Origin of the sequence: Leptospira harrisiae (genome assembly GCF_002811945.1) — a bacterium.
Taxonomy (GTDB): domain Bacteria; phylum Spirochaetota; class Leptospiria; order Leptospirales; family Leptospiraceae; genus Leptospira_A; species Leptospira_A harrisiae.
Genome location: NZ_NPDX01000001.1, coordinates 617,436 through 631,325, shown reverse-complemented (window position 1 = coordinate 631,325; position 13,890 = coordinate 617,436). Strand labels below are relative to the sequence as shown.

Sequence of the window (13,890 nt, the reverse complement as noted above, 5' to 3'; positions counted from 1 at the left end):
ACCGGAGAAGAAACAATCTCTGGTTTGTTATTCTTTTCTCTGGTTCCACTTACCTAATTCGGAAAACACAATTCCAAAAAGCGTAAGTCCGGAACCGATGGCTCCTACTGTTCCCAACCTTTCACCTAATACCAAATAGGCGAGAAAAAAGGAAAATACAGGTTCCAAACTATAAAGCAATCCTGCTCTTGCAGGAGGAACTGCTTTCTGGTACCTTGCCTGGATTTGCGTTGTAAAGATCGTAGCAAAAACAGAAGTGTAAAATATCCCAATCCAAAATTTTAAATCGAACTGAACTGATATGTTTTGATTTAGAAAAATAGATTCTACAGGAAACAAAGTTGTGGATACAACCGCAATCAAAAGGATTTCAAATGATACAAGAATTTGTGTCGGAATTTTTTTACTAAAAATGTCAATGAGTATGATATAGATAGCAAAGAAAAAAGCCCCAATGAGGGTAAGCCCATCACCAAAACCAAATTGTATAGATTCAAAAATTTCATCATAAGATTTTCCATTTTGGGAAATCAAAAATAAACCCAACAAAACAATCAATACCGCAAACCATGTCCGAATCGATGGCAATCGTCGTTCAATGGCAACTTGTAACAAAGGTACAAAAATTACATAAGCACCTGTCATAAAGCCAGACTGCGTGGCAGTGGTGTATACAAGGCCAATGGTCTGGAAGGCATAACCCAAAAGTGCGGAACAGGCTACAAAAAACGCAGGTAGAATGTAATCCCACCTACGATTTGATTTGGAAAACAAAGTCTTTCGGTAGAGAAACAAAGTGATGATTCCAGCGAGCCAAAATCGAACTGCTAAAAATAAAAAGGGAGGCACCGAATCCAGTGCAAGTTTGATGACCACAAAGGTTCCACCCCAAAGAATGGCGGCAATCACCAAAAAGAGTTCCGGAGTGAAGATCCTGGACATATAGAAGACAATTTCTCGAAAGAAAGGTCCAGAGCAAGGAAAAGATGAATTGGAAATTTAGAATCCGAAAACCACAAACCGGAACAGCCCTCAGTTGGGAGGTATATTTCCCACCCGGAACTGCCACTTGGTCTGGCGAAAAAATCAAGGAAATCTTAAATTCTATACCCTTACCCAACCAACCAGATGCGAACATCCGTGTTTTTTCGGAAAAAATCAAATTAGAAAACACGAATGCGCACCAAATCGCCTATCTTTTGTTTCATGGTCTTTTTTTAAGAGACATTCGCCTTGTGATTGGGCGGACCAAAGACTGGGACAAATCTTCTGAAGTAAGAGAAGAAGAATGGGATCGAATTCTGACAGAAGCTGTAACAATCGCAAAACCATTGTTTTCCGACCCAAATACAAAGTTCTATGAAATTAAAGAAAATTTACATATCAGTTATTTTGAAGATGAAATCACTGTTTCGCTTTCTGTGTTGGGAGAACCTGGATACAAGCGAGGTATCAAAGCAAATTTCCCAACTAGCGCCCCAGTTCCAGAAGATTTAACTCAAATTCTTATCCAACAATGTTTTGACATCTTTTTAGTTCCCAAAAAAGATGTAGCCGGTTTATACATTCCATTTGCCGGAACATTAACATTTGCCACCGAATGGACGTTACAGGAAGAAAACATTTCTCTCCTTTCTTTACCAAGGGATTTTTTGTTTTTTAAACTCAGTTTGTTTCCAGAAAAATCATTTGAACATTTTAAAAAGAAACAAAAAGAACACTTATCTTTGGTACATCCCAACGCAACACCCACGGTTGTCCAAGATACAGACCCAGCTTTAGAAAGTTACTGGTTAGAAGAGTTCAAACGTTGGAGAAAGGTAATACAAGTATCCCATTGGGACCATAGTATTTCTGATTTTTTTAGAACCTTTCCCGTTTTACCTAATTCTGATTTAGACAATTCGCATTATTTTATACCTCTGAATCCTCCTTACGGGCTTAGGAAAAATGAAAGAACCGGACCTGAGGAAAAACTGTATTCCAAAATTGGGAAACGATTAGAAGAACTATTAAAACTCACAAAAAATCATCCCAAACTCATAGGCTTTGTTCTTTGTCCTACAGAAGAAAAATGGAGCGATTGTATGAGAGAACTTCGTAGTTTTGCTAAAAAGACAAGCCATGTCACACATGGAGGAATCGACTTACGAGTATTATACTTTCATTCGGAGGAAAGAATTGAAAGACGTACAAATTGAATCTGGATGGAAAGAAGTCCTGAGAGACGAGTTTGAAAAACCTTATTTTTCTAACTTACGTGAATGGGTAAAATTACAATACAAATCTTCTATTGTTTATCCGCCGGCAAAGTTAATCTTCAATGCATTTGATTCTTGTCCATTCGACAAAGTTAAGGTGGTAATCCTTGGCCAAGATCCTTACCACGGCCCAGGACAAGCTCATGGTCTTTGTTTTTCTGTGAATGAAGGAGTGCCCTTTCCTCCTTCGTTACAAAATATCTTTAAAGAAATTGGTGAGGATTTACAAAAACCCATCCCAAAATCAGGGAACCTTACTCATTGGGCAAACCAAGGTGTCCTTCTTCTCAATGCAACGCTCACTGTACAAAAAGACAAAGCAGGATCTCACCAAAACAAAGGTTGGGAAGAATTCACTGATGCTGCCATCAAAATCCTTGCGGAAAAAAAATCGAATCTTGTATTTTTGTTATGGGGATCTTTTGCTCAGAAAAAAGAAGTACTTATTCCACCAAACAAACATTTGATTTTAAAATCCGCACATCCATCTCCTTTATCTGCTTACAGAGGATTTTTAGGGAACAAACATTTTTCCAAAACAAACGAATACTTAATTTCACAAGGGAAAGAACCCATTGACTGGTAACGAAAAAAAGGGATATTTCTTTGTTTTCCTAACTGGAGTTTTTTTTGCTTTCGAAGTGATTGGCTTTAAAGAAGTATTTCGTAGATACAATCTTTCACCAGAAATTGCAGCTTTATTTGGAGTTGGATTTGCTTTTTTAATAGTAACTCCCTACTTTCTAATCTCAAAAAAAAGAAGAACAAAAGTTTTTACGACAATTAGTCGAGATGGACATATTTTAACTCTTGGTACTATTTCTAATGCCATTGGGATTGTATTATACTATTATGCTTTAAAACAAACTGATTTAGGACCAGCTGCCATTCTGATCAAAACAACAGTTCTTTATAATGTTTTACTTGGAGTTTTTTTCTTAGGCGAACGATTAAAAAGTAGAGAATTTTTAGGTATAGCCATTGCCATTCTTGGAATTTATATGATTTCCACCCTCGAAGGACAAATCAAAGTTCTTTCTGCGTTCTGTATTTTACTCAGTGCTTTTTTATTCGCAATTCAAAGTTATATGATCAAAAAATACATTCCTGAAATTTTAGGACTCGAATATGCATATTTACGCCTTTTCCTTTTGAGTGTATTTTTTCTATTTTACTCTTGGTACATTGGAAGTTTTCAGATCCCAGAAATTTCAATCATTGTTATTTTAGGTTTGTTTTCACTGCTTGGATATTTTTTAGGTAGAGCTTTTTATTTTGAAGCCCACAACTATTTGCCCATTAGCAAACTCAATGCGACATTATTAATCGAACCCATTTTTTTAATGTTTGTTGGAATTTTATTTATGAAAGAACCAATCGACTCGCAGAAATTCATTGGTGCAGGATTCATTCTGATTGGTTTGTATTTAATTGTTTTTCATAAAAGAAAGGAGAAGCAATGAGAGAAAAACCAAAAACTCTTTCCAATTTGGAAATAGAGAATCTTTTAATTACATATAACGAATGGGTAGTAGAAACCAAAGATGGAGTTTCTTTTTTTAAGTTAGAAAAAGAATTTCGTAATTTCACAGAGGCTTTTTCTTTTATCACCAAAGTTGCCTTAGTTTCCGAATCTATAGACCGCCATTCAGAAATTTGGAATGTATACAACAAACTTCGATTGCAATTGTTTACACATGAAACGAATTCCCTTACCACAAAAGATAAAGAATTTATCATTCGATTGATGGCATAAAAAAAGCCGGGGTTGGAATCCAACACCGGCTTCGTCTTTTCAGTAAAGAACTGATTAGATTTCGATTTTGTAACCTACGCGGTAAGTTTGTCCACCGATAACCACTGGGTATGCAACCCAAGGAGCAAGAGCAGAAGCTCCACCGACAGACGCAACCCCACCAACTCCCATTCCTGCGGAAAGGATAGTTTCCAATTCGAAGAAAAGGTGACCTTTGTCAGTGATTTTTGTTTGTGCACCAACCAACCAGTTTAAGCCGATTCCGCTAGCACCAAAACGTACATTTTCTTTGTGGATTCCTGAAGAAGGAGCATCACCAAGTAAAGATCCTCCTGGTCCAAGAACTCCTGGAGCAAAAGTTTGAAGTCCTGGGTTGTTGATAGTTCCAGAAACTCCCCACCATCCTTGGAAATAGTTCACACCAGCTCCAACATACACAGCAGTGTCGTTTGCAGCGTTGTAAAGTTTAATACCGAGGTAAGTAGGAACAGTCCAAGCTGTGTAGCTCCACTCTTGGTCTAACCATTTGTAACCCATTACTGTTGAAGATGTATCACCACCAGCAATTTTAGTAGTATAGTTTACGTTGACTCTCCAAAAAAGGCTATTGATTCCAAAAACGCCTTCTTTTTCGTAACCAATGTTTACGTTTCCACCAACCATAGCGCCGTTAGTTTTTGCACCAATTGCACCACCAGTAGTTCTCTTTAAACTGATCAAAGTGTTTTCAGCATAGATCGCTTTTTGTGGCGTTCCGTAAGCTGATCCATCTGGACGAAGTCTAGGCTGACCAGAGTCAAGACCATCTTTTGTGATGGTTCCACCGAGTTGAGCTAGGTCAAATTGTGCTCCAAGACCGATCATAAAATAAGAACGAGGACCTGATTGTGCGCTTAAGCTACCTGCTAAGCACAAAAGTAAGAACCCCATCATTCCAAAACGTAGAGATTTCAGCATTGATGATTACTCCTTAGTGAGTTGTTTCCTGAATTTTTTTCGTACCTGTGGACAAACGAATGCAAGTGAGCAGTCGTTCATACCGACAATTGCAATGAAACTAGTCGTTCTTCTAGGATTTGTCAAATAAAATTGTTAAATTTAATCGAAAATTGTGTTAAATGTGGTAATTCGAGTGAGTCTAATGCCGTCTAAACAACTTTTCCTTATTTGCAGATTGTTCTTGCTTTTTGTTCTGTTTTCGACCGAACGGTTCGGAATGGAACGAAAGATGATTCGTTTTTCAGGCGAATTGGTGCATTGGGAGGCATCTGGGGAGGATCCACAGTTCCGGTTTCTCGACCAAACCAATCTCCGGGAAAAAACCATCCACTGTGATGCTGAAACCATGCGAGTTTCATTAGGAAACCAACCTTTTGAAAAACGCTATATCGAAGGAAAAGCCACACAACTCAATCCCACTTCTGATGTCTGGCTTTGTGTAGGCCGGCTCCATATTTTCCAAAAATACCAAGTATCGGTCAGCTCTCCTTCCCCTCAGTCAAAAAGGATCCAAGGGCAGGTCATTGAAGCAGACGGAGATACGGGGCAAATCGTGTATTTGGTTCGGGGGAAACGTTCTTATTTAACCATTGAACCTGGGCTCGCCAAGGAAATGGCAGAATCCCTTTCCAAAATGCAAACAGTGGAAATCAACGGAGACTACCATTACGACCGGATAAAACGTTATTACGTAAAAGACTGATGAATTTTTGTTCGTCATTAGGGAACCTTTCTTTGGAATGGATTTGATGCAGGCTTTTTTGGTTTTAGCAAACGGAACGGTCATGAAGGGCCGATCCTTCGGTGCAAATAAGAATTCGATTGGCGAGGTGGTCTTTAACACCTCTATGGCGGGATACCAGGAAATCATTACTGATCCCTCCTACAAAGGCCAACTCGTGACCCTTACGTACCCAATGATTGGGAACTATGGAATCAATCCAGACGATATGGAATCCGATAAGATCCAAGCTTCTGGACTCATTGTCAAAGAGTATGTCAAACGACCTTCCAACTTTCAATCCAAGGAAACTCTAAGCGAGTTTCTCGTTCGATTTGGAGTGCCCGCAATAGAAGGGATCGACACTCGTAAACTAACGCGAATCATTCGGAATTCAGGTGCTATGTCCTGCGGAATCTTTGTCAGTGAAACATATGAAGATTCTTTTTTAGAAGCAGTGAAAAATGCTCCTTCTATGGAAGGCCAAGACCTTGCCCAAGTAGTCACTTGCGAAAAACCATATGTATTTGGTGCTCATTCTCCAAGTAAGTTTAAACTTGCTGTATACGACTTTGGAATCAAAAGAAATATCCTCAAACTTCTAGATGCAGCGGGATTCAATGTACATGTATTCCCAGCGAAAACCAAAGCAGAAGATTTATTAAAAGAAGGATTTGATGCTTTTTTCCTATCTAATGGACCCGGAGATCCAGCTCCTTTGGATTATGCAATCTCATCGGCAAAAGCCATAATGGATGCAAAAAAACCATTGTTTGGAATTTGTTTAGGCCACCAAATCATTGGTCTTGCGCTAGGAAAAAAGACAGCCAAACTTAAGTTTGGTCACCGCGGCGGGAACCATCCTGTTCGAAACGAAGAAACAGGAAAAATTGAAATCACATCTCAAAACCATGGATTCCATGTTCTCGGTGAATCAACAAGTGAGATGCCAATTACTAGGCTCAATTTATTTGACAACACAGTTGCTGGTCTGAAAACCAAAGGCCTTCCAGTGATGGCGGTCCAATACCATCCAGAAGCGTGCCCAGGTCCTCACGACTCTGCCTATCATTTTCAAGAATTTTATACTATGGTAGAATCCTCTAAATCGTAAGATTTGGCTAAATAGCGAGGTGATTCATGTCATACGGTGAAGATAAAAATTTTTGGGGAATCCCATACGGAACAGAGATTTCAGCGGAAGCATTTGTGAAGGATATTTGGGATCCAAGTACAGACGAAATTCTAACTCCAAAACAATTTTTTGGACTTGGTTGGGGAGTCAACCTACATGCCCTCGGTCGACGAGTGGGCGTGATAAAATAGCACTCTTTTTAAAATCACAGAAAACGCATCTTTTCCTTTTTGGTTGAGATGTGTTAAGTCAGCAAAATACTGATACTCTTCTAAAAATTCAGATTTAAAATCCAAAACTTTTAGTTTCCTTCGATTGGGGTCTGAACTTATCCTTTTAAAAAACTCATCTTCTACTAAGTTCGCTCCGGTTTTTATTATATCCTTTTCCATCTTAGGGGAAAATGGAATCCGAAGGAAAACAATCTCTAAATTCTGTTTTTCCCACAATCGAATGCATTCTAACCAAAGTTGTATGGATAACTCACGTTTCCCTGCTAAGATCTGTGTGTTTAAGTTTGGAAACTCTTCTGATTTTAATAATGTTGGATCCTCACCGATTGATTTCCAAACCCAAGAACCTTGATTATTTTTCATACTTTCTTTGATAAACAAAAACTCTTGTTTTCTTCTTGGTATATCATTTTGTGCAACAGGATCATAAACTAACCTGTTGATATTGGAACTAAGACCAAAATAAGGAAAAACTTTAATAATGATTTTCCAACTTAAATCTGTTAGGTTAGAAAAGTATGCCTTTCGTAAAAGAGGATGTTCAATTGTATATTTTGATAAATTCCCAAAAGAATAAAACAATTGTCGGTTTGCATCAGTGACAGAATTTTTACTTGTATTTAATGGTGACAAGTTTACATAAACTTTTTTTAAATTAGGCAACCTGTATACTACATCCAACGAATCAGAAAGAATTCCTTCTGGTTGTTGGCTTGGTTTTGGGAGATATAAAACTTCCTCTTTAGACACTCCCTCAATTTCCGCAATGGACTCAGGAGAAATTCCACTTACAATTTGACTGTCCCCTAAGACTAGGACCTTTGCTTCCGTTCGAACCGTACGTTCATTTGCAAAATACCAATAAACTGAAGTTGTCTCACAGAACTGGATGATCCATTCTTCTGTCATATGCATAACAAAAGAAATGGTCAAAAAGGTGATAAAAAAATAACGTAACTTCATATTGGAATACTAAAACTGAAAATAAAAAAAATCCTGTTTTCCAAACGGAGAAAATAATGAAAACCAAAGAAACAAAAAGAAAAATAGGAAAAGAAACAGATGCGGTTTAGTTGAAATATAAAAGTCAGGACGATTTGTATCTTTTTTTTCCTGCCAAAAATCAAAAATAATTAATGGCAAAGCAGACAAAAGAATCATCAAAGGAATAGAAGAAAGTTTTGGTAATGTAGATAAGTTTTTTAATATTAACTTTGTCTCAAATGGAGAATGGATACGAAACAATAATAAACCTAATGAAAAACTATAGAAGGTAAAAAAGGTTCCAATGAGCGAAATCAAAGGTAGGTTTTCTTTCACAAGACCATAATGTTTTAGACAGCGATAGAGAACCAAACATAACCCTAAATACACTCCCCAAATCACAAATCCATACCCGGCACCATGCCAAATCCCAGCCAAAAACCAAACAATCATTAGATTTGCATTTTCGCGGAAAAAACCATGCCGATTCCCACCTAATTTAATATAAACATAATCTCGTAACCACGTCGAAAGAGAGATATGCCATTTGGACCAAAACTCGGATGGATTCGAAGAAAAGAATGGTCTTTTAAAATTGTTCATTAGCTGAAAGCCCATGATCTCCGCAAGACCCATAGCACAAAGTGAGTAGCCGAAAAAATCTGCGTATACTTGGAAGGCAATGACGGGAGCCACAATCCATAAAATTCCTGGTTCCAAAGACTCAAAAGACCAAGCGTGAATTTCCACATACCTTGAAAAAGGATCCGCAATAGTCGATTTAATGAATACTCCCCATAAAAATAAGGAAACTCCATTCCAAATCTTTTCTTTTGTAATTGTTTGTTCGGATTCTATTTGTGGGATCAGGTTTCCTGGTCTTTCAATTGGACCAAGTAGTAACAAAGGGAAAAATAAATCATAAATAGCAAATGTAAAAAAGTTTTTTGTAGGATTGATTCGTTTGTCGTAAACTTCAATTAAGTAACTAATGTTATGAAATGTATAAAATGAAATGCCTATCGGCAAAATAATTTCTGGTTTCCAAACGAGTCCCGAGAAACCAAACCCAATCTTTATATCAGAAAACAATTGCCAAACAAAAACAAAATACTTAAAAACTGCAAGGTAAAGTAGATTCGCTGTCACCCCAATTACAAAAACCAGCTTACGTTTTTGACCCAACTCATTCGAAAGATATTTTGCCAAAGTATAATTGAAAATAACAGAAGTTAGCAGTAAAATAGTGGGTTTAACTCCCCATTGCGAATAAAAATATATTCCAAAGAAAAGAAGTAGGTATTTTCGAATTCGGTTAGAAACGAAATAGTAGATTAAATAAAAGAATATAAAATGAAAAAGAAAAGAAATCGAATTAAATAACACAACGTTACTTAGGCTTCTTCAACCATTTCTAAAAATTGATTTTTGTCCTTTGTGTCATCAGGATAAGATAAATTCAAAACCCTGTATGTCGCACGAAATGAACCAATGATTGCTTCTTCTTTTTTTGCAAAAGATGATTTAATTTTTTTGATGACAACTTCGGTTTCTTCTTTGTCTTTCCCATGAAGAACCATTGCAAATTTTCCTTGGCCGACTCTTGTAAAAAAGTCCAATTCGCCGATGTGATCCATCATAGTTTTGCGAAGCAAGTCCGCATAACGAGCGAAAGTTCCAGCACCTACCAAATGAACCATTCTTGATACATTTTGAATTTTGAACAAAGAAACAGTAAAATTCAAATTCATTTGAGATGATTTTTCAATTTCACTTAATATTCGAGATTCAAGAGGATTAAAAGGATTTCTAAATAGTGCTTCTTTTTCTTGTAGTATGAGTAAATTTGCAAATACAGGAGCGGAAGTTTCAAGTAATGTTACGGCGACATCTCTTGTGGTGTCTGTCCATGCAGATCCGGTAGAATGAACTATCACCATTCCCACAAGCCAATTTAAATTGATAATAGGAAGAATGGTAAATTCACCCATAATTCCCAATTCATCGTTTGTAAAAATTGATTTCAGCTCAGCATCTTCTCTGAAATTTTCCAATTTATATACGCCTGGGACGTTTGAAACCATTCCAACGATATCGGAATCTTTACTGAGTTTAAAATCTTTGGCACGTTCAGGTAAAATAAAATTAGAACCAAAAACAATATAGTCGGATCTTGTTTCAGAATCCAAAACCAAAAAGGAAAACTGTTTTACACCTAATTTATTTTTGATGTTATCAATCAAAAGATCATATGCATCATCCATCTTACGTACACGAGCAAAATCTCTAGCAGACTGTAATACAGATTCATTAATTCCAATGACTTCTTTAGCCTGAACTAAATTATCGTTCATTAGTTCAAATTCAGAAACTCTTTCAAATACAGAACCTGCGATATCTCCAACGATTTTTGCAAATTCTAAATCGTCTGTGATATACTCTTCACCATTGATTAATTTGCCTAGAGATAAAACACCAAAACATTTTTGGCCATGTCGAATGGGAACTAGGATTTCAGAAGCCATTTCATTTAATAAATTTAATTCCCGATTTGGCAAACGAGAAGATTTAAACTCACCTGCATAGATAACGGTTTCAGAATCAGAAATTCGAGAATAGATTTCATCGTTTGGAGAGAGGTACCAAGAATCTTTTGACTGGATTCCTTGAGAAGCCACAGCTTCCCATTTTGGATTTTTTGGATTTGTTGAAGTTAATACCACAACCGAATTACATCCAACTTGCCCAATCAAACTATAAACTAGGTTATCAAAGTAATCAGAAAATTCTTTAGAAGATGCGATTTCTTTAGTGATTTCAAAGATTGCTTGGTAGTTTTCGATTCGCTTTTTGGAAGCAAGATGGTATGACATTGGTGCCGTTCCAAAATCAGATTCATCATCAAAAAGGACCTCTTCTCCAATGGGAGCCGGATCATCTTTTGTCTGTCTTAACGGCTGTTTGGCTGCTTCTTTTTTTGCATCATTTTCCCATTCGTCAAAAATATTTACCTCAGGGAGAGGAGCATCGGGTTCAGAAATATCATCATGATAATCACGATCAATCAAATCGTCACCAAATGCTGGTTCGTCTGCATTTAGCGGTTCTGGAGATTCCGCTTCCTGTTCAGGTGTTGGCTCTTCATTGGATGGCAGATCAAAATCTAAATCTGGCTCTACTAATGACTCGGAATCTTCGTCAGAGATTGGTTGGTAATCATTAGGGCCATTTCCAAAATCATCCTCTAATTGAGGGAGTGGGTTTTCATCCCATTCTTCATCAGCTAAGTCACCAAAATCAGCATCTGTTAATTCTGGTATATCACTAAGGTCAAATTCTTCTTCTCCATCGGGATTCGGAAGATCACCAATTTCTGTAGCAAGTGTATCCGAGAAACTATCGTCTAACCACTCTGAGTCGGAATCGGCAATAGGAACAGAATCTTTTATAGGAGATTCATTCTCTTCGCGAAAATGTTCTGCTTTTTTTAATAAAGACGGTTTGTCTTTAGGATTTATTGGAGATTTTGGAGTCGAGGAACCCGAAGTTTTTTTAATTTCTTCGGCTCTATCGAGAAGTCCCACTTTATAACTCCAATTCTTTCATCATTTTTTTGTATAACTCGAAGTATTGTGATTTCGAGAATTCTCGTATGACTTCATCAGGAAGATTTCCAAGTAAGTTGTCCAAGTATCCTAGAACTTTTTTACGATCCCCCACAGATAAGTTTTCACCACCTGCATCGACAAACGCTTCTTCGGCGGATGATGGCTTTTCTTCTGGAGCAGAAACATCGGATTTACGAAGTTCTTCCAATGGAGAAAGTTTTCCTTCCATTGCATATTCATCTAAATCAACTTCAAATTCTTCTGACTCATCACTTGCAAGCGTTGGTGTTCTTGTTTCATTTGATAAGTCTGGAACTGACAAATCAAAACTATCATCAGCGGTTGAATCGGAAGTAAAATCTCCGAAATCCATATCTGGTTCAAGTTCAACTAAATTATCGTCATCTCCAACTTGTTCTGATAATGAAAATTCTTCTTCAACTGGAAGGTCTGCAATGTCTTCTAATCCTTCCCCTGGAAGTTCTTCACCTAAAATTTCATCTAGACTTTCTGGTGAAAGAGTGACATCTTCCTCTTCTACATCCTCTTCTTCTGAAGCAGTGATGTTTTCCAGTTCCTCCATCGATAAAGCAATGGATTCATCTTCTTCATCCTCAGCCATCAAGTCCGACTTTGGAGTCAGTTCCTCTTCATAAGGGAGTGGTGCACGGTCAAAACTATCAACAAGTTCTTCTTCAGAGCTTTCTTCAGCATCAGAAGCGATGGATTCCAATTCTTCCATGGAAAGTGCAATTGGGCCTTCGTCTTCTTCTTCAGAAGATTCAAATCCTTCCATTTGACCTTCGAGTCCTTCTTTCGAACTTTCTGATTCTTCTAGTTCAGATTCTGTATCTCCCAAATCAAAACCGAAGTCATCTCCAAGATCAGTTTCTAATTCGTCTATATCTTCAATTTCTGATATGTCAGAATCTTCCGACTCTTCGATTGGATCACTTGCAATGATATTACCAAGTTCGTCTGGACTTAATGTGATCGATTCATCTTCTAATTCTTCATTTAAGATATCAGAAGTTGGTTCTTCAAAATCCTCTTCAATGGCTTCACCAGAAATGTTTTCTAATTCTTCTAATGATAATGTGAGAGGACCTTCATCTTCATCCTCTTCTAAGGTAGGTTCTTCTTCAGGTGTTTCAAATTCACCACCTAATAAATCAAAACCTCCCTCTTCATCTGAGAAACTAGGAAGGTCAGCCTCCTCATCAGATGCTAAAAATTCGTCCTCTGAACCTAAGGTTTCTTCTAAACTAGCTTCACCACCAGCACCAAGGATACTTCCCAGTTCTTCATCGGATAAAGTAAGATTTTCATCCTCTTTGTTTTTACCGAATAATTCTTCTTCTTCTGGATCAACAAGAGGTTTAAACTCACTGTCCTCTTCGTCAGTTCCTGGACCTAAATCATCTTTAGGGATAAAAGAATCTTCTTCATCATGATCAGTTAAATCAAATTGAGGTTTGCCTTCTTCATCAAATGCAAGATTTGTATCAATTTCTGAATCATCTAAGTCTAAATCCAAATCTGAATGTTCATTGATAAGATCGTTCTCATGATCTTCTTCATCAAAGTGTGGGTGTTCCGATTCCCCTAAATGATCTTCTTCTTCTAAATTTCCTGTGATGTTTTCTAGTTCTTCCAATGAAAGGGAAATTGGTCCCTCTTCTTCATCTTCTAGATTTTGTTTGGATTTTTTGGAAGATAAAATTCCATCTTCACCGTTGAGTATTGATTCGATTTCTTTATCAAGATCTATCAAATCATCATCGAACTCTAATTCTAGATCTTCATCAAGGGTATCGTTATATGATTGTTTTGCGGGGCTTTTAAAATTTTCTTTTTCGGACTCTTCTTCATAGTCAGAAAAGTCAGCATGAATGTCTTCATCATGCAAAATGGGGTCTTCTTCCCCAAGTAAGTTTAAATCAGAATCTAAATCTATATCTAATAAATCATCATAGGAATCGGAAGAAGCTACCATATCTGAAATGGAATCATCTTCATCATCAAAAGCAGAGATATCATCTAGGTTTGGAGCTTCAATCCCTGGCGATACATCTAAGTCATCATCGCCCATATCAAAATCATCCAAATCCAAAGAAAACGAGTCTTCATCAAGTATAGGTTCGATGTTTTCTAGATCTTCGTTTTTATTCTGTTCTTGATCCGCCATTCGCC

The 13,890-nt window shown here is 37.2% G+C and carries 13 protein-coding genes; 7 read left to right on the top strand and 6 right to left on the bottom strand.

The genetic code is table 11. The annotated features are described in order from the left end of the window. Positions 1-27: 27 nt before the first annotated feature. Positions 28-942, bottom strand: coding sequence for a DMT family transporter (locus CH364_RS02990; RefSeq protein ID WP_100742150.1), 915 nt, complete (start codon positions 940-942; stop codon positions 28-30). A 44-nt stretch (positions 943-986) separates the two neighbouring features. On the opposite strand from CH364_RS02990, the gene CH364_RS02985 reads away from it, so the two are divergent. From CH364_RS02985 to CH364_RS02970, 4 genes are read left to right on the top strand one after another with little or no spacing between them, the layout of a single operon-like run. Continuing rightward, entirely contained in the window at positions 987-2,201 is a 1,215-nt protein-coding gene (locus CH364_RS02985; RefSeq protein ID WP_100742149.1) for a hypothetical protein, read from the top strand. Continuing rightward, positions 2,182-2,847, top strand: a complete 666-nt coding sequence (gene ung / locus CH364_RS02980) for a uracil-DNA glycosylase (RefSeq protein WP_100742148.1) — start codon at positions 2,182-2,184, stop codon at positions 2,845-2,847. The genes CH364_RS02985 and ung overlap by 20 nt, the downstream gene beginning before the upstream one ends. Then, positions 2,837-3,724 carry a DMT family transporter gene (locus CH364_RS02975; RefSeq protein WP_100742147.1) on the top strand — a complete coding sequence of 296 codons (888 nt, stop codon included), beginning with the start codon at positions 2,837-2,839 and terminating at the stop codon, positions 3,722-3,724. The genes ung and CH364_RS02975 overlap by 11 nt, the downstream gene beginning before the upstream one ends. Next, a complete protein-coding gene (locus tag CH364_RS02970) occupies positions 3,721-4,017 on the top strand; it encodes a 4a-hydroxytetrahydrobiopterin dehydratase (RefSeq protein ID WP_100742146.1) in 297 nt (98 codons plus the stop codon). The genes CH364_RS02975 and CH364_RS02970 overlap by 4 nt, the downstream gene beginning before the upstream one ends. 54 nt (positions 4,018-4,071) lie before the next feature. On the opposite strand, the gene CH364_RS02965 is transcribed toward CH364_RS02970, so the two are convergent. Next, positions 4,072-4,974 (bottom strand): porin OmpL1, encoded by a 903-nt coding sequence (locus tag CH364_RS02965; RefSeq protein ID WP_100742145.1) that lies wholly within the window; start codon positions 4,972-4,974, stop codon positions 4,072-4,074. A gap of 271 nt (positions 4,975-5,245) precedes the next feature. On the opposite strand from CH364_RS02965, the gene CH364_RS02960 reads away from it, so the two are divergent. The 3 genes from CH364_RS02960 to CH364_RS02950 are packed head-to-tail and all read left to right on the top strand — an operon-like array spanning position 5,246 to position 7,063. Further along, complete coding sequence (locus CH364_RS02960; RefSeq protein ID WP_243401221.1) at positions 5,246-5,719, top strand: hypothetical protein; 474 nt, start codon at positions 5,246-5,248, stop codon at positions 5,717-5,719. 46 nt (positions 5,720-5,765) lie between these two features. After that, positions 5,766-6,851 (top strand): glutamine-hydrolyzing carbamoyl-phosphate synthase small subunit, encoded by a 1,086-nt coding sequence (gene carA, locus CH364_RS02955; RefSeq protein WP_100743365.1) that lies wholly within the window; start codon positions 5,766-5,768, stop codon positions 6,849-6,851. Positions 6,852-6,877: 26 nt separating this feature from the next. Beyond that, on the top strand, positions 6,878-7,063 hold the full coding sequence (locus tag CH364_RS02950; protein WP_004787592.1) for a DUF5808 domain-containing protein: 186 nt from the start codon (positions 6,878-6,880) through the stop codon (positions 7,061-7,063). Here the strand turns inward: CH364_RS02950 and CH364_RS02945 are convergent. Genes CH364_RS02945 through CH364_RS02930 form a run of 4 tightly spaced genes read right to left on the bottom strand, consistent with a single transcriptional unit; the run spans position 7,025 to position 13,885 of the window. Then, positions 7,025-8,068 (bottom strand): hypothetical protein, encoded by a 1,044-nt coding sequence (locus CH364_RS02945; RefSeq protein ID WP_100742144.1) that lies wholly within the window; start codon positions 8,066-8,068, stop codon positions 7,025-7,027. The two genes, CH364_RS02950 and CH364_RS02945, sit on opposite strands and share 39 nt — an antisense overlap. A gap of 9 nt (positions 8,069-8,077) precedes the next feature. Next, positions 8,078-9,475 carry an MBOAT family O-acyltransferase gene (locus tag CH364_RS02940; protein WP_165779471.1) on the bottom strand — a complete coding sequence of 466 codons (1,398 nt, stop codon included), beginning with the start codon at positions 9,473-9,475 and terminating at the stop codon, positions 8,078-8,080. 8 nt (positions 9,476-9,483) lie between these two features. Next, positions 9,484-11,673 carry a GAF domain-containing protein gene (locus tag CH364_RS02935; protein WP_100742143.1) on the bottom strand — a complete coding sequence of 730 codons (2,190 nt, stop codon included), beginning with the start codon at positions 11,671-11,673 and terminating at the stop codon, positions 9,484-9,486. 1 nt (position 11,674) lies between these two features. Next, entirely contained in the window at positions 11,675-13,885 is a 2,211-nt protein-coding gene (locus CH364_RS02930) for a hypothetical protein (RefSeq protein ID WP_100742142.1), read from the bottom strand. Positions 13,886-13,890: the final 5 nt, after the last annotated feature.

What these genes read in the sequence shown, in the direction of transcription:
- CH364_RS02990 (WP_100742150.1), bottom strand. Translation starts at nt 942, where the DNA reads ATGTCCAGGATCTTCACTCCGGAACTCTTTTTGGTGATTGCCGCCATT.
- CH364_RS02985 (WP_100742149.1), top strand. Translation starts at nt 987, where the DNA reads ATGAATTGGAAATTTAGAATCCGAAAACCACAAACCGGAACAGCCCTC.
- CH364_RS02970 (WP_100742146.1), top strand. Translation starts at nt 3,721, where the DNA reads ATGAGAGAAAAACCAAAAACTCTTTCCAATTTGGAAATAGAGAATCTT.
- CH364_RS02965 (WP_100742145.1), bottom strand. Translation starts at nt 4,974, where the DNA reads ATGCTGAAATCTCTACGTTTTGGAATGATGGGGTTCTTACTTTTGTGC.
- CH364_RS02960 (WP_243401221.1), top strand. Translation starts at nt 5,246, where the DNA reads ATGATTCGTTTTTCAGGCGAATTGGTGCATTGGGAGGCATCTGGGGAG.
- carA (WP_100743365.1), top strand. Translation starts at nt 5,766, where the DNA reads ATGCAGGCTTTTTTGGTTTTAGCAAACGGAACGGTCATGAAGGGCCGA.
- CH364_RS02950 (WP_004787592.1), top strand. Translation starts at nt 6,878, where the DNA reads ATGTCATACGGTGAAGATAAAAATTTTTGGGGAATCCCATACGGAACA.
- CH364_RS02945 (WP_100742144.1), bottom strand. Translation starts at nt 8,068, where the DNA reads ATGAAGTTACGTTATTTTTTTATCACCTTTTTGACCATTTCTTTTGTT.
- CH364_RS02930 (WP_100742142.1), bottom strand. Translation starts at nt 13,885, where the DNA reads ATGGCGGATCAAGAACAGAATAAAAACGAAGATCTAGAAAACATCGAA.